This is a genomic window from Veillonella magna, assembly GCF_959600285.1.
Lineage (GTDB): Bacteria > Bacillota > Negativicutes > Veillonellales > Veillonellaceae > Veillonella_A > Veillonella_A magna.
In genome coordinates, this window is record NZ_CAUGKU010000013.1 from 37,995 (window position 1) to 58,938 (window position 20,944).

17 protein-coding genes and 1 pseudogene are annotated in these 20,944 nt (G+C 45.3%); 6 read left to right on the forward strand and 12 right to left on the reverse strand.

What is annotated here, in order from left to right:
• Positions 1–6 precede the first annotated feature (6 nt).
• The 3 genes and pseudogenes from Q5873_RS08130 to Q5873_RS08140 form a co-directional block, all read right to left on the reverse strand.
• Positions 7–408, reverse strand: a complete 402-nt coding sequence (locus tag Q5873_RS08130; protein ID WP_303060372.1) for a cytidine deaminase — start codon at positions 406–408, stop codon at positions 7–9.
• An 87-nt stretch (positions 409–495) separates the two neighbouring features.
• A pseudogene (locus Q5873_RS08135) lies at positions 496–1,779 on the reverse strand (thymidine phosphorylase); the annotation flags it as partial.
• Between the two features lie 42 nt (positions 1,780–1,821).
• Positions 1,822–2,442, reverse strand: coding sequence for a 3'-5' exonuclease (locus tag Q5873_RS08140; protein ID WP_302227036.1), 621 nt, complete (start codon positions 2,440–2,442; stop codon positions 1,822–1,824).
• Positions 2,443–2,653: 211 nt separating this feature from the next.
• Between Q5873_RS08140 and pyrF the strand changes: the two genes are divergently transcribed.
• Positions 2,654–3,373, forward strand: coding sequence for an orotidine-5'-phosphate decarboxylase (pyrF, locus tag Q5873_RS08145; RefSeq protein WP_303060355.1), 720 nt, complete (start codon positions 2,654–2,656; stop codon positions 3,371–3,373).
• On the forward strand, positions 3,370–3,957 hold the full coding sequence (gene pyrE / locus Q5873_RS08150) for an orotate phosphoribosyltransferase (RefSeq protein ID WP_028255160.1): 588 nt from the start codon (positions 3,370–3,372) through the stop codon (positions 3,955–3,957). The genes pyrF and pyrE overlap by 4 nt, the downstream gene beginning before the upstream one ends.
• A gap of 288 nt (positions 3,958–4,245) precedes the next feature.
• Here pyrE and Q5873_RS08155 read toward each other — a convergent pair whose 3' ends face one another.
• Entirely contained in the window at positions 4,246–5,874 is a 1,629-nt protein-coding gene (locus tag Q5873_RS08155; RefSeq protein ID WP_303060356.1) for a WG repeat-containing protein, read from the reverse strand.
• Positions 5,875–6,023: 149 nt separating this feature from the next.
• Entirely contained in the window at positions 6,024–9,557 is a 3,534-nt protein-coding gene (nifJ, locus tag Q5873_RS08160; protein WP_303060358.1) for a pyruvate:ferredoxin (flavodoxin) oxidoreductase, read from the reverse strand.
• A gap of 584 nt (positions 9,558–10,141) precedes the next feature.
• On the opposite strand from nifJ, the gene Q5873_RS08165 reads away from it, so the two are divergent.
• The 4 genes from Q5873_RS08165 (at position 10,142) to Q5873_RS08180 (ending at position 13,634) form a co-directional block, all read left to right on the forward strand.
• A complete protein-coding gene (locus tag Q5873_RS08165; RefSeq protein WP_028255163.1) occupies positions 10,142–11,062 on the forward strand; it encodes a LysR family transcriptional regulator in 921 nt (306 codons plus the stop codon).
• A 15-nt stretch (positions 11,063–11,077) separates the two neighbouring features.
• Positions 11,078–11,536 carry a hypothetical protein gene (locus tag Q5873_RS08170; RefSeq protein WP_303060361.1) on the forward strand — a complete coding sequence of 153 codons (459 nt, stop codon included), beginning with the start codon at positions 11,078–11,080 and terminating at the stop codon, positions 11,534–11,536.
• 550 nt (positions 11,537–12,086) lie between these two features.
• Complete coding sequence (locus tag Q5873_RS08175; RefSeq protein ID WP_303060363.1) at positions 12,087–12,572, forward strand: hypothetical protein; 486 nt, start codon at positions 12,087–12,089, stop codon at positions 12,570–12,572.
• Positions 12,573–12,950: 378 nt separating this feature from the next.
• Entirely contained in the window at positions 12,951–13,634 is a 684-nt protein-coding gene (locus tag Q5873_RS08180) for a hypothetical protein (protein ID WP_303060365.1), read from the forward strand.
• Between the two features lie 410 nt (positions 13,635–14,044).
• Here the strand turns inward: Q5873_RS08180 and Q5873_RS08185 are convergent, their stop codons facing one another.
• The 7 genes from Q5873_RS08185 to Q5873_RS08215 form a co-directional block, all read right to left on the reverse strand.
• A complete protein-coding gene (locus Q5873_RS08185; protein ID WP_288190405.1) occupies positions 14,045–15,373 on the reverse strand; it encodes a CitMHS family transporter in 1,329 nt (442 codons plus the stop codon).
• A 241-nt stretch (positions 15,374–15,614) separates the two neighbouring features.
• Positions 15,615–17,165, reverse strand: a complete 1,551-nt coding sequence (gene citF / locus Q5873_RS08190; protein WP_303060366.1) for a citrate lyase subunit alpha — start codon at positions 17,163–17,165, stop codon at positions 15,615–15,617.
• Positions 17,155–18,084 carry an HpcH/HpaI aldolase/citrate lyase family protein gene (locus tag Q5873_RS08195; protein WP_038154956.1) on the reverse strand — a complete coding sequence of 310 codons (930 nt, stop codon included), beginning with the start codon at positions 18,082–18,084 and terminating at the stop codon, positions 17,155–17,157. Before Q5873_RS08195 ends, citF begins: the two co-directional genes overlap by 11 nt.
• Positions 18,084–18,350, reverse strand: a complete 267-nt coding sequence (citD, locus tag Q5873_RS08200; protein WP_303060369.1) for a citrate lyase acyl carrier protein — start codon at positions 18,348–18,350, stop codon at positions 18,084–18,086. Before citD ends, Q5873_RS08195 begins: the two co-directional genes overlap by 1 nt.
• A 315-nt stretch (positions 18,351–18,665) precedes the next feature.
• A complete protein-coding gene (locus Q5873_RS08205; protein ID WP_288190407.1) occupies positions 18,666–19,580 on the reverse strand; it encodes a LysR family transcriptional regulator in 915 nt (304 codons plus the stop codon).
• Positions 19,581–19,595: 15 nt separating this feature from the next.
• Positions 19,596–20,294 carry a Bax inhibitor-1/YccA family protein gene (locus tag Q5873_RS08210; RefSeq protein WP_205088061.1) on the reverse strand — a complete coding sequence of 233 codons (699 nt, stop codon included), beginning with the start codon at positions 20,292–20,294 and terminating at the stop codon, positions 19,596–19,598.
• 179 nt (positions 20,295–20,473) lie between these two features.
• Positions 20,474–20,944: YadA-like family protein (locus Q5873_RS08215; RefSeq protein ID WP_288302133.1), on the reverse strand; the 471-nt coding region annotated here is incomplete at its 5' end.

Genomic DNA, 20,944 nt, shown 5'->3' on the forward strand with positions numbered 1-20,944 from the left:
TTCTTTTTATTGCTTATTCTGTTTTATATCCTTTGCCGTAAATGAAAGGGGCAACAACTCTTCCGCCGTGTATGTTGCTACACGTCCCTCCATATTTGCTAAGATAATATACGGAATTGCAAATTCACTGATTACCTGTCGACAAGCTCCGCACGGTGCACACACATCCGGCGTATCCGCAATAACCGCCAATGCCTTGAAACGTGTATGCCCATCGGCTACAGACTTGTAGATAGCTGTCCGTTCCGCACAATTTGTAAGACCAAACGATGCATTTTCAATATTACAGCCGCCATAAATCGCACCCGATTCCGTCAACACCGCCGCACCTACGGGAAAGTGTGAATACGGTACATATGCTTGTTCGCGTGACATTCTTGCCTGCCGCAGCAATTCATCGCTATCTATCTCTTTTGATAACCCGTCAGCTACTTGTCCTTCCCTTATATCTTGCCCTCGATCAAATCGTTCAACGCCATCTTTCGTAACACGTGCCAAAATCAATGGCGCCCGTTGTACAGGTGTATCGCCGATAGTTACCGCCGCCGCGTACCGCTTGCACGCATCCACTAATCCTTCCTTAGAATCCGAAGTCAGCTTCGCCAGCGCTTCACCGGCCTGAACAGCATCGCCTATCTTTTTCAAGACATATATGCCCGCCCGATAGTTAATGGTATCTCCCTTGTTAAGTCGACCGGCACCAAGATGAACAGCGGAAAGACCGATTGCTTCCGCATCCATGTGTGTCACATACCCATTGCTAGATGCGTACACATATGCTTCATGCGCAGTTGTTACCGCTTCCTTTGTTTCGACGGCGAACACATCGCCCCCTTGCGCTTCTATCATGGCCGCCAATTTTTCTAACCCGCTACCATCGCTCAGTGCATTTTTCACCTTAACTTGACACTCTTCATAGCTTCCTTTGCCGCATAGATAGAGCATATTCGCTGCGATCAGCAATGCTTCTTCCGTTAAATCGGCCGGTCCCTTACCTCGCAATGTGGCAATGACCTCGCGCATTTCATTTGCGTTACCTACCGCCTGTCCCAACGGGCAATCCATATCTGTCAATAACGCTACGGTACGACGTCCGTTAGCTTCACCAATATGTACCATTAAACGTGCCAAAGCCAAGCCATCATCAACGGTTTTCATAAATGCGCCGCTTCCGACCTTAACATCCAACAGAATGGCATCACTACCGGAAGCCAGCTTTTTACTCATCACCGAGGATGCAATGAGAGGCATACTGTCTACCGTTCCGATAACATCACGCAACGCATATAATTTTTTATCCGCCGGTGCCAGCGTATCGGATTGACCCACAATACTAACACCTATGGTATTTACAATACGAAAGAATTCATCTTGCGCCAACGCAATGCGTACGTGAGGAATAGATTCCATCTTATCAATGGTGCCTCCTGTATGCCCAAGACCGCGACCGGACATTTTAGCCACCTTGCCACCGCAGGCTGCCACCAACGGGCCAACAATAAAAGTCGTCTTATCACCGACACCGCCGGTGCTATGTTTATCGACTTTAATACCATCAATCGCCGACAAATCAACCATCGTTCCCGACTCGGCCATAGCCTTGGTAAGAGCCGCCGTTTCTTCATCTGTCATTCCCTGAAAGTAGATAGCCATCAGCATAGCGCTCATCTGATATTCCTCAATTTCGCCGGCTACGTATGCGTGTATCATGTAGCAAATTTCCTCTGCTGACAACGCCTCCCCGTCACGTTTTTTTATCAGTAAATCATACATATGCATTATTATCACCTCTACTAACCACAGGTACGTACTATGCCTGTCTTAAAAGAAAGACATCTGCTCGCCCACATCCTTGGCCTGCTGTTGTGCTCGTTTTTCTTCCGTCACAAAGCTTTCACGCTCCAACTTAATAGCATGCAACAATGCTTCCATAGAATCTACGCCTCGCTCCTTGGCCGCTGCAACGGCTACCTTGGCACAAGTTTCCGCATCATCCAGTGCGTAATGATGTTTAAAGGTTACTCCCAAGAAAGCTGCCAATGTATTCAATTTATGATTTTCCAAATCAGGCCATACGCGTCGCGAGATTTTAACCGTACAAGTATAATCCAGCTCCGGCCATTCCAGTCCGTATTCATCAAGCATTGCCCGCATAACACCGATATCAAACTTGGCATTGTGTGCAATAATCAATTTATCTTTTAAATGATTTTCATAAATTGCCGGCCACAGCTTGTCAAAGGTAGGCTTATCCGCTACATCCTTTGGTAAAATGCCATGTATGTCAATACATTCCGGATCAAACTGCATCGTCGGCGGCTTAATCAAGCTATATCCACGTTTTATAATCTCACCATCCTCCACAGTCACTACCGCTAACGAGCAAGCACTGTTTGGCAATTTGTTGGCTGTTTCAAAATCTATTGCTACAAAGTTTAACATATATATTCCTTTCTATTCTACGATATGCTATCCCACCACACTCATTCATGATAGCGATGAAAAAACCTCCCATCTCATCACCATCATATCACCTCTACATCCTTGTCAGTATTATATCATACCTCCCTCTTTTGTATATTGACTTTACAAAGATTTTATGCAAAAATTGTAAGGATATAAATATAGAGAGAGCCTAATAGGAGGATATGCTATGGCAGATGACAGACTCATAGTGGCCCTCGATGTATCGACAATGGAACAAATGAAAAACATTGTAGATACATTAGGGGATGCGGTTAGTTTTTACAAAGTAGGCATGGAACTTTTCTACGCCGCCGGCGAAGACACCGTTGCTTATTTACGGGATTGCGGCAAGTCCGTGTTTCTTGATTTAAAACTCCACGATATTCCCAATACCGTGGCGCAAGGAGTTAAATCATTAACACGTCTGGGGGCCAACCTCATCACTATTCACGGACAAGGCGGTGCAGTGATGCTTAAAGCAGCTGCCGATGCTGCGCGCGAAGCTGCCGAAGAACTCGGTGTGGAACGTCCGAAGCTGTTAGCTATTACCGTATTAACCAGCTTTGACGATACAACTTGGTCCGGAATCGGCGGTCAACTTCCCATTGCCGATCAAGTGCGTAGACTGGCTCTCTTAGCGAAAGATGCCGGCGTCGATGGCGTCGTAGCCTCTCCGCTGGAAGCAAAATTAATTCGTGAAGCCTGCGGCGATGACTTTCTCATCGTCACTCCCGGCATACGTCCCGCCTTTGCTGCGGCCAATGATCAGAAGCGTATCGCTACGCCAAGCAGTGCGCTTAGAGACGGAGCTTCTCGTCTCGTAATCGGACGACCGATTACCAAAGCGGATAACCCCCGTGAAGCCGTTCGCATGATTCTTGAGGAAATGGAGGCTGTTAAACCATGATGACAGAACAGGAAGTAAAACAATTATTAATCGATACGAAAGCTATTTTAGAAGGTCACTTTCTTTTGACCTCCGGCTTGCACAGCCCTATGTACGTAGAAAAGTTTAACGTGCTCCAGCATCCGACATATACGGAAACGTTGTGCAAGGAATTGGCTCGTCGCTTTGCCGACCAAAATGTAGAACTCGTTATCGGACCTATGACCGGGGGTATTCTCTTGGCTCACGAAGTCGGTAAAGCCTTAGGTACCCGCGCTATCTTTACGGAACGTGAAAAAGGTGTCATGACATTGCGTCGCGGGTTCCGCATCGAACCGGGCACTCGCGTTCTTATCGTCGAAGATATTGTAACCACCGGCGGTTCCGTTCGCGAAGTAGTTGATGTTGTCAACCAAAGCGGTGGCGATATCGTAGGCGTTGGTCTTCTCGTCGACCGCAGTGGCGGAACGGCAGACTTCGGTATTCCCAACGATAAAGTAGAAGCCTTGCTTCACCTGACCGTACCTACCTATCATCCGGAAGATTGCCCGCTTTGTAAAGAAGGCAAACCAATGACTGAACGCGGAAGCAAACATATTAAATAAAAAAGAGTAAAAAAGAATATGAAGTAAAAGAAGGATATGAACTCAGAAACGCGAGCTACGCAGCGTTTCTTCCGTTCATATCCTTCTTTTTTGGAAAACAGCTGTCATGTACGGCTTGTACTCTAACGCTAGTACTCAAGTCGCCCTCTTCATAGCATCTTCTCCGTTCGTATCTTTTTTGCAAACGGTTGTCGTGTACAGCTTGTTATTCTAGCACTTGTCTTACAATTTCACCGCATAGTATCCGACCAAATCTTTTTACCCTGACAGCTGCCACAAGGGAACAAGCTAGCGACGACTAACGGTAAGCTTATTTTCACTTTGCAACATATATAAATCATCGTACACCGGCTCTACTGCCCATGTACCGTCACGGCGAATGGCTCCCCATTTGCCGTTTTTCTTTATCGCTGCATAATCACCGTGGAAGCTTCCCACATCATCAATCGCTTTATCGTCCAAGGAAAGTAATACCTTTCCATTTTCATCGATTAATTTATACTCATGTTCATCGCCACCCAGTGCCGTATCTTTGTAAACCCAAGCTACGCCGTTGATATATGGACCAAACTCAGCTTTTTTCGACAAAGTAAATACTTCATGACGTGACGGCTCTAGCGCATATACTCGCTTATCTGTAGCCGTAGTCGCTACGAAACGATCCGTATCCCATAAATTTATTTTTTCATACAAGAACGGCAACACATCCGAACCATCCATATAATTTTTTATGCCCCGCTTTTCCGTATTCGTATCCTTTAATACAAAATACGGTTTAGCAAACGTAATTTCTTCCATTTCGTAATCACCGAAAGGCATGAGCATATTCCCCTTGCGATCGATGGTCCCCAACTGACGATCATCGTTGATAACAACCGTGCCAAATGGCATCATCGGATATACATACTCCCATTGTTTCTTAGTAATCCAATGCCCTTCCCGATCGATATAACCACGTTTAATATTATCACGGCTCACAACAAAGCCATTGAAATAATCATCCGAGTACCGGCCTACACCAATATAAATATGATGTCCGTCACTTCCGCCAAACACATTACCAATCATAATACCGGCCACGGCACCTAATAAATTAAAACCCGATGTACGACGCTGAATTTCTGCCAGTCCATCGTGGTACGGAGAGAAAAAGTCACCATCTACCGCAAACAATTCTTTACCTTGCCCATCAATAGCCACCTTGTCGCCATGACTGTTTTTGACAAAAGCAATACCCTCACTAAAGCCGGTATATACTTCCTTCAATGTAGGCTCAATGGCAACAGTGCCATCTTCTCTTTTAAACCCGTAGCGCTTCTTATCATTTTTAAACACCACATAACTGTCTGAAGGATTTACGCCTTCGCCCACAGCCGGTTCATCATGGCTCAAACGAATAGGCGCTAACGATACAGCAATAGCGTCCTTTCCCTTTTGCGAAAAAATAATATCGCCATCAACAGACTGTGCCACCGTCTTATATGTAGGTGCTACTAGCTGTCGTCCCCGTTCATCTACAAGACCCCAACCGTTTTTTGTCTTTACCACCATCATAGCCTTTTCACTGTTGGTTGCCTTTATATCTCCGGTATCCTTCGCGGTCTTATTGCCGATATCCTTTGCAGTCTTATTGCCGGTATCCTTTGCAATCTTATCGCCGGTATCCTTTGCCACCTTGTCACCAACCACTGCCTCTATCGTGCTGTCATGTCCATCAACCTCTGTTGCTGTACCTTGTGACAAAATAGTTCCGTCTCCATTCATAGTTATATGAATAACCGCATCGTTGGGAACAGTTTCAAGATGCTGTGATTTTTCTATAATAGCGGCACTTACCGCACCGTATCCAATGCAAGTTGTACATACCATGGCAATCAGCATCCGGCGTAATCGATTTACTTTTGAATTAGCTTTCATCTATGTCACGTCCTTTCTCCATCTTTCCCCTTACATGTATTATAACAAATCGCAGAACCAATAAAAAAGAAGGCAACAGACCTGTGCGTCCACAGGCTGTTGCCTTCTTTATACTACCACTATATCATTCAAACGATATATGGAATTTCTTATTTAACTTCATCGAAACCTTTCTGGAGACGAATGTAAGTCTTACGACGTTCCTGAGCATCAGCTTCCGTCTTAGCGAAGAGTTCTTCAGCCATTTCCGGAGCTGCTTTCTTCAAGGAAGCGTAACGAACTTCGTTCATCAAGAAGTCACGGAAGGATTCCGTAGGTTCTTTGGAGTCTAAGCTGAACGGGTTCTTACCTTCTGCTTTGAGAGCCGGGTTGTAACGATAGAGATCCCAGTAACCGCAAGCCACTGCACGACGAGCTTCTTCCTGAGCATTGCCCATACCGCCTTTGATGCCGTGGTTGATACACGGAGCGTAAGCGATGATGAGGGACGGTCCCGGATAAGCTTCTGCTTCGGTAATAGCTTTCATCAACTGGTTCTTATCAGCACCCATGGAAACCTGAGCTACATATACATAGCCATAGCTCATAGCCATCATGCCAAGATCCTTTTTCTTCGTACGTTTACCGCTGGCAGCGAACTGAGCAACGGCAGCTACGTGCGTAGATTTAGAGGACTGACCACCGGTGTTGGAGTAAACTTCGGTATCGAATACGAGAACGTTAACGTCTTCGCCGGAAGCAAGAACATGGTCTAAGCCACCGAAACCGATATCGTAAGCCCAGCCGTCACCACCGAAGATCCACTGGGAACGTTTAACAAGATACTGTTTCTTGTCAAGGATTTCCTGCATATCTGCAGTCTTATTAGCTTCTTTTTCAAGAAGTTCTACAACGAGGTTAGCGCGATCACGAGAGCCTTCGCCCTGATTTACACCTTCTACCCAGTTGTTAAGAGCTGCTTTCAATTCGTCGGAAGCACCTTCAGCTACGCGAGCAGCTGTTTCAGCAAGCTGTTTGCGAATCTTCTGGGAACCGATGAACATACCATAACCATATTCAGCATTATCTTCGAACAAGGAGTTGCCCCATGCAGGACCATGACCTTCCTGGTTCGTAGTGTACGGAGATGCCGGCATGGATGCGCCCCAGATGGAGGAACAACCTGTTGCATTGGCAATAACCATACGATCACCGAAGAGCTGAGTTACAAGGCGAGCATACGGAGTTTCACCGCAACCTGCGCAAGCACCGGAGAACTCGAGAAGCGGAGTTTCGAACTGGCTACCTTTAACGGTAGATTTCTTCATCGGGTTTTCTTTCTTCGGCAATTTAACTGCATAATCCCAAGTTTCAGCAAATTCCATTTCGCCGTCGATTGGGCTCATTACGATAGCTTTACCCTTCGGAGCCGGGCAGATGTTTACACAGTTACCGCAACCCAAGCAGTCAAGCGGGGAAACAGCAATGCGGAACTGAAGATCTTTTGCACCAAGTGCCGGGATAGCTTCGAAGTTTTCCGGACCTGCAGCCACTTCTTCAGCAGTTGCCAATACCGGACGGATAGTAGCATGCGGACATACGAACGCACACTGGTTACACTGGATACAATTTTCTTTAATCCAATGCGGAACGAAGAGAGCTGCACCACGTTTTTCGTAAGCAGCAGTACCTGCCGGCAATGTGCCGTCTTCGTAACCGTTGAATGCACTTACAGGAAGGTCATAACCAGCCTGAGCATTTACCGGTTTGCAGATATTTTCAACATAGCTCGGGCAAGACTGGCAACCCGGTTTAACGGCAGCAGCACCTTCGTCGGTAGCGTCTTTCCAAGAAGCCGGTACATCAATCTTAACAAGAGCGTCAACGCCTTTATCGATAGCAGCGTTGTTCATATCAACAACGTTCTGACCTTTTTTACCATAGGTCTTTTCAACGGAGTCTTTCAAGTAAGCAATAGCATCGTCAACAGGAATGATGTTCGTCAATTTGAAGAACGCAGCCTGGCAAACCATGTTAATACGACCGCCCAAACCGATTTCCTGTGCAATCTTAGCTGCATTGATGATGTAGAAATGTAATTCTTTTTCAGCAATGGTACGACGAAGTTTTGCCGGGAGTTTTTCTTCTAATTCTTCCGGCCCCCAAGTACAGTTAAGAAGGAACGTGCCGCCTTTCTTAATACCGCGGAGTAAGTCGTATTCATGTACATAAGACTGACGATGGCAAGCAATGAATTCCGGTTCCGTTACGAGGTACGGTTTGTTAATTGGAGTCTTACCGAAACGAAGGTGAGACATCGTTACGCCGCCGGATTTCTTGGAGTCATAGTCAAAGTATGCCTGTGCATACATATCAGTGTGGTCACCGATGATTTTGATTGCGGATTTGTTAGCACCAACAGTACCGTCAGAACCGAAGCCCCAGAACTTGCAACCAGTCAAGCCTTCTGCAGAAATGGAAACACCTTCGGCACGTTTCAAGGACAAGTTGGTAACGTCGTCTTCGATACCCAAAGTGAAGAAACGTTTCGGTTCAGCAGCTACCATGTTATCGAAAACAGCTACGATGTCTGCCGGGATAACGTCTTTGGAGCTCAAGCCATAACGGCCGCCGAATACTTTAGCGTTTACATCGCCCTGTACAAGAGCTGCCTGTACGTCGAGGAACAACGGTTCAGCCAATGCGCCCGGTTCTTTCGTACGGTCAAGTACGGCAACGCGTTCTACAGTCTTAGGCAATGCAGCCAAAAGACGATCGGTTGCGAACGGACGGAACAAATGAACTTTAATCATACCTACTTTACGGCCCTGCTTGTTGAGGTAGTCAACAGTTTCTTCTACTACCTGGCAGCTGGAACCCATAGCTACGATTACGTCAGTAGCATCAGGAGCACCAACGTAGTTGAACAGCTGATAGTTACGGCCAGTAAGCTTATTGATTTCGCCCATGTAATGTTCTACAACTTCAGGAACCTGTTTGTAGAACGGATTGCTTGCTTCACGATGCTGGAAGTGAATATCCGGGTTTTCGGCAGTACCGCGAGTTACAGGCGCATCAGGATTTAATGCGCGTTTGCGGAATGCAGCCAATGCTTCCTGGTCAACCAACGGCTTTAATTCTTCATAATCAAGTACTTCGATTTTCTGGATTTCATGAGAAGTTCTGAAACCATCGAAGAAGTTAACGAACGGTACGCGCGTTTTGATAGCTGTCAAGTGAGCTACCGGAGCGAGGTCCATAACTTCCTGTACAGATGCTTCGGAAAGCATAGCGCAACCTGCGGCACGAGCTGCCATTACGTCCTGATGGTCACCAAAGATGGACAACGCATGGGATGCAATAGCACGAGCTGCTACATGGAATACGCCCGGCAACAATTCACCCGCAACTTTGTAAAGGTTCGGGAGCATTAACAGTAAGCCCTGGGAAGACGTGAAAGTCGTCGTCAAAGCACCTGCCTGCAAGGAACCGTGTACAGCGGCTGCTGCACCAGCTTCAGACTGCATTTCCACAACCTGTACAGTGTGGCCGAAAATGTTTTTACGACCTGTAGCAGACCAAGTATCCACGTGTTCCGGCATCGGAGAAGACGGAGTAATCGGATAAATGGCAGCAACTTCCGTAAAACCATAGGCAACGTGAGCTGCAGCCTGGTTGCCGTCCATTGTTTTCATTTTACGCATGTTTAAAAAGCCTCCTTAAGCATAAAGAATGAGTTGATTGTACACTTGCTTACCCTTATTATCTCAGGAATTCTTTCCCCCCCAGCAAGCCCTGTGCACCCATTATAATCTATTGTATACTCTATAGCATCAAAAACAATAGAAGATGCTGTATACACTATAGCATTTAAAAGGGCACAAGGAACATATAAGAAACAAGCTTTTACATGTGAATAATCCCTCAACACGAAAATTTAAGATAAATTTTCATGTTGAGAGTTCATATTTTAGTAAAAGGATTGCTTATATTGCAAAAATGTAATAATATAATATTTATTAAAACCCTTTTGCATTTGGAGGACTCAATTTATTCCTAAAATAACAAATCGATATAGCCTCATGTCCTCATTATACAATCCTAAGGGTAAGATAGCAACACCAATGAGGCTAGATAGTTTGCTAATTGTGAGATAATCACTTTACATTTTTTCATAGTTAATTGACTTAAGCTCATACATGCTATGCATTAGACATCAATCAAGTATTAGATGTTAAATAATACATATCATATGAGCGTGTATTTCTTGAAGGGTTAGAGGTGTACCATGGATTTTCATCATTTAAAATACTTCGTAGAAGTAGCCGATCAAAAAAGTTTCAGTAAAGCAGCTAGAAATTTACATATTTCTCAGTCGGCCATCAGCCGTACCATCAAGGCGCTGGAAGATGAACTCGGCGTTGTTCTTTTCATGCGTAATGCTAAATCCGTAGAATTAACCGATGGCGGTACGATTTTCCTTACCCATGCCAAACGTGTTGTATTCATGTTTGAACACTTGAAGGTTGACTTCGAAAATGAATTCCGTCTCGAACAGGGCTCTATCCTCATCGGTTTACCTCCGATTACGGATGCACCGATTTTTGCGCAGCTTCTCGGTGAGTTTAAACGCGCCTATCCGCAAATTGAATTGGAATTGTACGAACATGGTTCCAAAAAAATCGAAATCAGCGTACAGGAAGGTCTTATCGATATCGGTATTATCTGTACAAAACCGAATCCGAAAGAGTTTGAATCGTTCTACTTAACCAGCGATCCGTTGTCCGTTATTTTGCCGCGTGACAACCCGCTTGCCAAAGAAAAAGAAATCTCTCTCGACATGTTGTCCGAAGAATCCTTCGTACTTCACAAGGATGACTTCAATTTGCATGACGAAATCGTAAAATCCTGTAAACATGCCGGCTTCCAGCCACACATCGTTTTTGAAACCAGTCAACGCGATTTGATGTTACAAACGGTAGGCGCTCACCTTGCAGTCGCTTTATTGCCGAGCCGTCTGTGCCCGGTTAAGGGTGAAAATACAAAAATCGGTACTAATGTTGTCGTTCGACCGTTAGTAAAACCGGAAATCACTCATACCTTGTACGTTATTTGGAAGAAAGGTCATTACCTCTCCCACGCATCCCGTTTGTGGCTTGATTTCGTTACCTCGAAGTTACCGTTACCGGGCTTGGCTGAATCGAAATAATCGGCGGAGGTCATTATGAAGGTGGCTCTTCCCCCTTATCTGTCGTCACTAGGTTCATGGATGCGTACACACGGCTTACTTATTATCGCACTTATTATCATTGCCTGTATGAGTTGGTATATTTATTTTCTGCAGGTTCAAGTCGACGAACTGCGCCGCCATGTGGAGTCAGCTTACGACTTCTCCAACCATGACAGTTTTGACTATCGCATCACCAATTTGGAGCACATCAGTAACAGTCACGGCGATCGCCTTAAAGATCTGGAAACAGACACGTGGCGATTGAATGGTTATGTAAATCGATTGAACTGGCGTACCATGCAACTGGAATGGGCCACCCCTTCTGTTACGGTTCACGGTGACATACCTAAAGAAGAGGCGATGCCTAACTTTAACAGCAATCCCGGAAATGTACCTTGGCCATCGTTTCCCAATAACGACATTTACATACATCCCGGTGATTCGCCAAATTAACCTTAAAATAAAAGGAGCCTTTCGGCTCCTTTTTTATTTTTACGCACCAGCAATCCCTGTTATATCTACGTTACATCTACGTTACATCTCTGTTACATCTCTATTACATCTACGTTATATCTCTGTTGTATCTATGCTATATCTTTGTTACAACATCTATTCCTATTGTAGTATCTGTTTCTTTTACCGAATTTCAAATTTATATTCATGTGTTGTCAATCCCCGGAACTATATCGTTATAATTCTTAGCCCTATGATTATATTGTTATTATCTTTTTTCTTTTTTATTCATATATTATGTATTAATCCGATAATCTGCATTTCTACCTTTAATTAGAATATCTTATTTATATACATAGGTGAATTTCACTGTAATTTCATATAACTCACATCTTATCTTCATTTTAGCGCCCTATACTGTACACATGATATATCAAACAACTACATTGACCGGTCAAGCTAGATTATTATCATTAATACAGATAATAACACTCGCACGTGAGTACTTACATAAATAGTGTATATTTAAGATAGTATAACGGAGGTCTGTATGAAATTTTCTACATCATTAACAAAAAAAGCGTTGGTATTTTCCATGGTACTCGGAAGCTTAGGCAGTGCTTATGCTGCTACCCCGGCAACAACCGACGGCATGCTCACTAACGATACCACGACAGCTACATACCAAACCAGTGCCAAGGGTGATACTCTATCACAACAGCCGAATGATGTGAGTTCACCCTCCGACAATGCAACCACTCCGATTACACCCATTACCCCGGATGCTACCCCGGCACCAACGGGATATGACGGCAATACACAGCCGGTAGGTAACGATGACAGTAATAACACAGCAAACACTACCGCCACGGACAACGCGGCAGACACTACTACCACAGATAACACGACAGATAGCTCCGCAGTGAATACTGAAGCAGATACATCCGTAGTAGATAACAATACAACGGATGATCACGCAACAACCGATACCACACCGGATTCGGAAGAAGCAAAAGCATCCTCGGAAGAAAAATAATATAGCAACGACATACGTTGCCATCCCCTTATCATAACTAATTACATTACAACACTCTAGTAAATAAATTACATAACAACTAACACTCTACTTTTAACAACACTAACACTCTTTTAACATAACTAACTCCACTCGTATATAAAATATAACTGTGTGATGAAAGCCCCCAGCCTATACTCTCCCTCGGCCGAGGGCTTTTGTCATATTAGTGATTGACGTTCTAAATCGCTCTCTTTAATTTCATTAAACGTTCATTTTCGTTACATGTGCCGTTCATTTTCACAGACTATACTAATCACATGATAAATGATGTACACAAATCCTATGTTCCTATTTGAGGATCATGAATAGGAAAGAGCCTTTCATGAGGAGGTTAGTATGAAATTCCCTACTCTTTTATATAAACGCATCATGGCGTTCTCTCTAATACTAGGCGGCATCGGCAGTGCCTATGCATCCGGAGCGATTACCCGAGAAGCTCCGCCGACACCGCTTGCACCGAATACAGGGACTACCAATGAGCAGCGCCTGCTTCGGGACGCGCGCCCATCAACTACGGTAGAAACTCGAACCGCTTCAATGAACGCTAAGCGAAACAACTCTATGCTAGATGCGGACCATCATATGTCGTCTTCAACAATATATGATCGCGCTGTTTATCTCGCTTCCCATGCCCGTTCACAAATCGAAGCCAACCGCGGTATTTTTCTAATGGCGTCTTCGCCTACTTTCACCAACGATACTACGAACAACAATCATCCCGATTATGCAATAACCTATACGGCCGGTACTGGTAGCTATACACCTGTACAACCTACTCCATCGGCTGCTAAGGAGACAGTAACTACTATGCAATACCCTAATTTTGAATCTGCTCGGCATACAAAAAAGAAATCCGCTGCCGAAGCTCCCAAAGCAACCACTCATCGGCTGAAAATTGCTATACAGCCACTGCACGACTCACATCGTTATATCGCCTCCGGTTCACGTGCAGCCCAGTACCCCAACTTTTACGGCGCTGTTCACGATACATCGCACGATACTGACGATGATACCAATTAGATCCTATCCGCTGGATCCTACTAATGCAGATGCAACCAATTAAATACTACTATAGATACTACGACAGATACTGCTATAGATGATATAAGTTAAAGGAGATGCCTATGACACTACATGCTATCTTCGTGCATCGGTATACCCGAGCACCAACCGGGAGCATCTGACTCCTACCCTTATAACTCAACTATATTTAACAACACAATTCACTCTCACATAACACTTAACACTCAACAAAAGCCGAGCGCATTCAAATCCCCAACCACATCGAATACGCTCGGCTTTCTCTTCTTCCCCTGGTATGCTGAAAGGGCGATGCCGACTGGCATCGCCCTTTTGTAATTTCTATAGCTATACTACACGTCACGTGTAATTAAATTATGTTTGCCTAAAGCAATTGCTCGCGCCTCTGATTAAAGAGCGAACAAGCCTAACGCTGCACCGCAAACGAGGGAAATCAAGGATAATACGTACAAACGCGGAGCGCAGAAACGTAACAATTCTTTGATTTCGATACCTGCCAAACCACAAGCAAGGAACGTAGTTGCTGCGTGCGGAGTAACAAGTACGCCGTAGTTCTTAGCGATCAACATAGCCATGGACATATCCTGCGGATGAACACCGAACTGTTTACCTACACCGATAGCCAACGGCAAGAGACCGAAGAAATAGGAGTCAGTACCGAGAAGCATACCGATTGGCAAGCCCAAGATACCGAAGATAACCTGAAGATGACCGCCCAATGCCTGCGGAACGATGTTGATAAGCATTTCAGCCATAGCTTTCATCATGCCCGTGCCGCTCAAAACACCGAGGAATACACCGGATGCCAAGAGAATCATCGGCATGGTAACAGCTGTATCAGCGTGCATCTTAATTGCTTTCGCCTGTGCCTTGGCACCAGGGAAGTTAACGATAAGAGCCAATGCCAAACCGAACATGAAGGCACCGTAAAGAGGAATCTTCGTGAAGCAAAGAAGACCAATTACGCCAAGAGTCAAGAGAGCATTGAACCATAAGAGCTTCGGACGTTTCATAGCGTCGAGTTCTGCCTGGTTAGCCGCTTCTTCTACGGAATCCATAGAAGCATCGAGTTCAGCAGCTTTACCTGTCGGTACAAGACCTGCACCGCGGCGTTTTTCAACCATACCCATGTAAGCAGCAAAAGCTACCAAGATGATGAGACCGATACCCTGTAACGGAATCAAAGACTTCCACAATTCGTTAACGTCTGCATTAAGCACAACGCCAACACGAGCTACCGGGCCGCCCCACGGTACAAGGTTCATGATACTCATAGCCGCACCGATGATACATACCAACACAACTGGACGCATGTGAAGCTTTTTATAAAGCGGCAACATAGCCGGGATAGTAATAAGAAGCGTGGATGCCAATGCACCGTCAAGGTGAGCAACTACGGCGATCAAGGACGTAGCTACGGTAACCATTACGATGTTGGAGCCTGCTTTTTTAACGAGCCAGTTAACGAGTGGGTCGAACAAACCAACGTCACCCATCAACGAGAAGTAGATAATGGAGAAAATAAATAATACCGCTGTGGACCAAGTTTTCGTCACACCTGCTTTAATAAATCCATAAATCTCAGTAGGACCGAAGCCTGCAATCACAGCCATAATAATCGGCACGATTACGAAAATAGGCACCGGGTTCGTTTTGGACTGAATCAACGCCCAAACGATGATGACAATCATCAATAGGCCTAAAATACCTAAGAACATAGTAGGAAATCCTCCTTGTGTTGTTAAATGTGAAATTACGTTATCGATGGGCTCCATGTCCGAAACCTGCATCGATGAGCGAAATTACAGTGCTGTTTTACCAGCATAGCTATAGGGGTACCCGGCGAGGCAACTGCCTCGCCTAAGTAACCGGAGAATTACAAGTATCAGCATATATTGGGTAGGAATCCGCGCTTAACTAACACGCGAATGTAACTGATTTGTAAGGTACTGCTATTGATTAAAGAAGCGGTTTACGTACTACGTCGATGATGGAGCCATCACGATATTCAACGATAGCTACTACATCTTCGTCTTTGTCGCTTACTTCTACATCCTGCGGTTTGCCAACGCGATCGTATGCCATCTTCTGCAATTCTTCGATGGTATAAATCGGCAAGTTGGAATCCTTGAATTTTTCGATGAGATCCTGACGGTTCGGGTTAATAGCAAGACCGCGTTCCGTTACGATAACGTCTACGGACGTACCCGGAGTGATTACAGTCTGCACATTTTCACGAATCATCGGCAAGCGGCCGCGGATAAGCGGGCAAGTAATAACCGTTACCTTGGCACCGGCTGCCGTATCGCTGTGACCGCCGGACGCACCCATGAGGATACCGTTGGAGTCGGTCATGCAGTTAACGTTGAAGTTAACGTCTACTTCCGTAGCACCGAGGAACACAACATCAAGGTAATTCGTCATGCAATCCGTCCAAGGATCGGCATACATGGAAGCACTCATTTCGATGTGGTTCGGGTTATCGTGAAGGGATGCTGCTGCGGTAGTATCGAATGTCTGCGTATCGTAAATAGCTTTGATGAGACCATCTTCGAGCATGCCTACCAATACGCCGGTAGCACCACCAACACCGAAGCCGCCGACTACTTCTTTTTCCTTCAACTTCTGACCGATGAACTTAGCTACTGCAAGCGGAGCTCCGCCGGCACCAAGCTGGAAGGAGAAGCCTTCTTTAATAATATCGGCCTGATCAAGGAATTCTGCAGCAAGCTCAGCGATTTTGAGCTGTACCGGATTCTTCGTAATGCCGATAGCACCGGACGCAATACCTGCCGGATCGCCGATAGCTTCTACTTCTACTACATAATCAACATCCGTCTGCGGAATGCTGTACGGGTATACATAGTCAACAAGATTGTCAGTGATAAGAACTGTCTTGTCCGCAAAGTGTGCATCCACCATAGCATAACCGAGAGCACCGCATGCTGCTTTACCCATCATACCGGTTGCATTACCGCGCGGGTCGCAAGTCGGTACACCGAGGAATGCTACGTCGATGTGTGCTTCACCGCAGGATACGGCACGAGCACGACCACCATGAGAGCGGATAACTACCGGGCGTTTCAATACGCCGGGATTAGTGGAAAGGAACTTACCGAGTGCATCGCGAAGACCGGAGGTTTCGATAGCAGTTACGGTACCGTCCTTAACGTAATCGATAAGGAATTCATGACACGGTGCCAAGGAGCTGGACAAAATCGTAAGATCCTTGATACCTTTTTCATGAATGCGTTCCATAACGAGCTTCATAACATAGTCACCGTTACGGAAGTGGTGATGGAAGGAAATGGACATGCCGTCCTTAAGACCTGCCTTTTCGATAGCTTCATCAATGGAAGCTACCACTTTATTTTCACCCGGGCGCGTAGCACGTACGGGACGGCCTGCACGGCGTGCGTTAGTAGCAAGAGCAAATTCGCCCTGATATACTTCGCGGCCTTCCAGGCACGGTAAATTCATCGGAATATCGCGACCAGCTTTATTTAACATCGTATTCGGCTCCTTCCTCGAGTTCTACTTTAATACCTGCGGCACGTGCTTTATCAACAACACGTTGTGCACGTACAACAATCGGACCATCGATCATCTTACCGTCAACAGCAATAACGCCTTTATTGTTGCGCAGTGCATCGGCATAGCTGTTGAGGACTTTAACGGAATGAGCGATTTCTTTAGCATCCGGCGTAAATACATCATGAATAATTTTAATCTGGCTCGGATGAATGCAGGATTTACCGTCAAAGCCGAGGGCTTTAATAAATTCAACTTCTTCGCGGAAGCCCTGCGGATCCTTAACATCGGAGAATACCGTGTCAATTACGCGGATGCCGGCTTCTCGAGCAGCGTGAAGAATTGTCTGACGAGCAAACAACAATTCTACGGCCGGTTTGTTCTTCGTCGTGCGAAGGTCTGCACGGTAATCTTCAGCGCCTAGCGCAATAGCTACAACACGCGGGCCGTGGCAGATTTCACGAACATTGTAAAGGCCCTTTACGCTTTCGATAGCTACGATGATATTAATCGTACCTTCTTCCCAGCCGTTAGCCTTTTCTACTTCTTCAATTTTTTTAGCAACGATTTCTACTTCGGATACATCTTCCGTTTTCGGGAGACGAATCAAATCCGGTTTAGCCGGTACGATAACATCAAGGTCATCGTAACCATACGGAGTCTGTGTCGGGTGATTGATACGTACTACCGTTTCACCTTTGAAATCCAGTGTCTTAAGAGCTTCTGCCGTCAAAAGACGAGCCGTATCCTTTTCCGTTACCGGAATGGAATCTTCAATATCGAACATGATGCTGTCCGCACCATGAATGTCTGCACTGTTAATCATTTTCGGGGTATTGCCCGGAACGAACATCATAGAGCGGGATAACCGTTTCTTTGCTTCTTCGAACTTGCTCATTATTTACTACCCCTTTCTAACGCACCAAGTACGCGCGCTTTAATCGTATAGTCCCAAGCAGCTTTGTCTGCAGCGATTACTTTTACGCCGTCAAAGCCGGCTTCCTTTACTGTCGCCGTGATGAATTCTTTAATGTGTTCTCCGTACTGACGCATTACTTTGGAAGTAAGCTCCACTTCAATACCGGCCTCAATCGGCTCTACCGTAACCAACACATCATTTTTTTCATCGAAACCGGCCGTAGCCGCCTTCACTAAGTGTTTCATACGTATCGTCCTTTCTGATGTAGGTCATCACCCGTTATATGTTACACGCTCATCTGCGTGCTAACCTTCTTGCAATCTAATTATAGGTAAGATGCCTTTATGTGAAAAATTAAAACCCCTTATAGGCTCCATAAATTTTTTATGACGGTTATTTTTATGACTGTCATTACTTTTTTGCATCCCCTAAAAAACCGCATAACAAAAGGGCCAACTCATCATTACCTTGAGTTAGCCCTTTTAACTTGTCTTTCATTTGCGGATTTCACATACCCTTCATAATTGACGGCATATCTACTATTCATCCGCTACATATACTTATTTGTCTACTACTACATTATATCCCGGCAAGTGTACCACTTGATTTTTCTTGTAATAATCGATGACGTAATCGATAAACGTGCGTACCGCTGCCAGCTTAGTACTGGTTTCGTTATAATACATGTACGTCGGCCGAATCAGTGGATTGCCCTTTTTGTCAAAAATCGGTTCCACATAAATATTTTCTTCCGCACAACTGCCAAGTCCCATGTATGGTAAAATGGCCCAGCCCAACCCTTCGCGCACAAAGTGACGACAGGTAACCATGGAATCCAGCTCCATCGAAGCCATCGTTTCCTGTGGCAAATTTTCACTGCACCAATTATCGATGACCATGGCAATGGACGGATCCGTGTGATACTGAATCAACGGCAATCGCGCCAACTCCTCATGGCTGACCTTTTCTTTATACACCAAGCAGTACGGCTCTTCCAACAGCTTGACCCTAGCTCCGGAATTTTTATATTCACCGCGCACAATGGCGACCATCACTTCACCGGAATTATACATCTTATTAATATGTTGACTCCATCGCGTCTTCACCTGAATGCGAATCTTCGGATACTCCTTGGTAAACTCGTTGAGCAGTCGCGGCAACTGGTAATCGGCAAAATTAATGGAGGAAGCAATCTTCAGCGTCCCTTGCACCTCGCCCTGAAGAGTCCCCATCATTTGATGCAACTCTTCCTTTTCCCGAATCATGCGACGACAATAGTCATAAAACAATTCACCTTCCGGCGTCAACGCAATTCCTTCATTCGTGCGAATCAACAGCGGACACTCCATGGCTTCTTCCATATGTCGCAAGCGATAGCTCAGAGCAGGCTGTGATAAAAAAAGCTTTTCCGCTGCTTTCGTAATATTTCCCTCCGCCACTACGGTGACAAAGGTTTGCCATTCTCGTTCGTCCATTCGTTGTCCTTTCCGCTAGTCTCTGCGTACAAAACGTAAAATCGAGAGGAATAAGTTAATGAAATCCAAATACAAGCTAAGCGCGCCGATAAGTTCAACACGTTCCAACACGCTTTCATCTTCGTGAGCTACCTGCACCAGCATATGCTTAATGCGATTGACATCCACCGCCGTAAAAATAGTAAAGATAACAACACCCAACGCGCCGAGCAACATACTAAAGCCACTGCTTTCAAAAACAAACGCATTGAGCAGCATCATAATAATCATGGCGATCAAAGCCACCACCAAGTACGTAGAAAAGGATGTTAAATCACGTTTTGTCACGGCACCAACCACTGCAAAAGTACCGAAAAAGGCAACCGTTCCAAGGAAGGCATAAAAGAAAGCCGTCGTACCATAATACGTACTAAGCACAGCCAAGGTAAGCCCCGTCAAAATGGAGTAAATGAAAAACATCGCTTTCAAGCTGGTGACGCTTGCCGTTAACTGTCGGGCCGAGAATAAAATAACCACACCCAATTCAATCAATAAAATCCAAGTGTAATTATGCGATGCCATCGCCAGCCACTGCGGATTAAACAACGCCCCCAGTATAGTAACGAAGGTAGTCAACACACCCCACGCCATCCACAACATGGAGTTGCGCAATTTCTTCATCACTACCTGCTCTACCGGAATACGGCTTACTTCTTCAGGAAATGAATAGTTCATAGGAAACCTCCTTACTTATAATTATTTTATACAGCCTATAATATTTTATTATACCAAATTCATGTGATAAGAGAAAGAAGAGAGACTCCCATATTGTAAGCACGTCATTCCTTAGACCTGACCACTAAAATATAGGAGTCTCTTTTTAATTACTTTGTGTCGTTACACACGCTAGCCAACTACGCCGTAGCCGTTATCTTTTGTTCTTCCTTTGTGCCGTCTTCATTAGACGCAGCCTGTCCATTGGCTTTTTGCATCTGTGGCATCATCTGGCGGAACATAGCCTTCATTTCCTGCATTTCTTTTTCCAGTCGATCGTTCTTATCGCTGATGGCCTTCATCTGCGCTTCCAATTGACTGTTTCTATCGTTGAGTTGTTTATTTTCCGCCGTCAAGCGATCAACTCGTTCGGAAATGGTCTTGCGTTCCGGCTTCGTCGGATTATCTCGACCGGATCCTACGGAGAAGCCAATCCCACCGGACAAGCCCCACTTACCGCGGCTGTCGTACGTAGCGGCTACCTTGTAGGTAATATCGCGATCGTCATTCGTACCGGATACACCAATAGCTACCGCCGATTCACCACCGTAAGAACTGGAGCTAGTATATAAATAGTACAAGCCAAAATGAGAAATCCTACATACACGTAT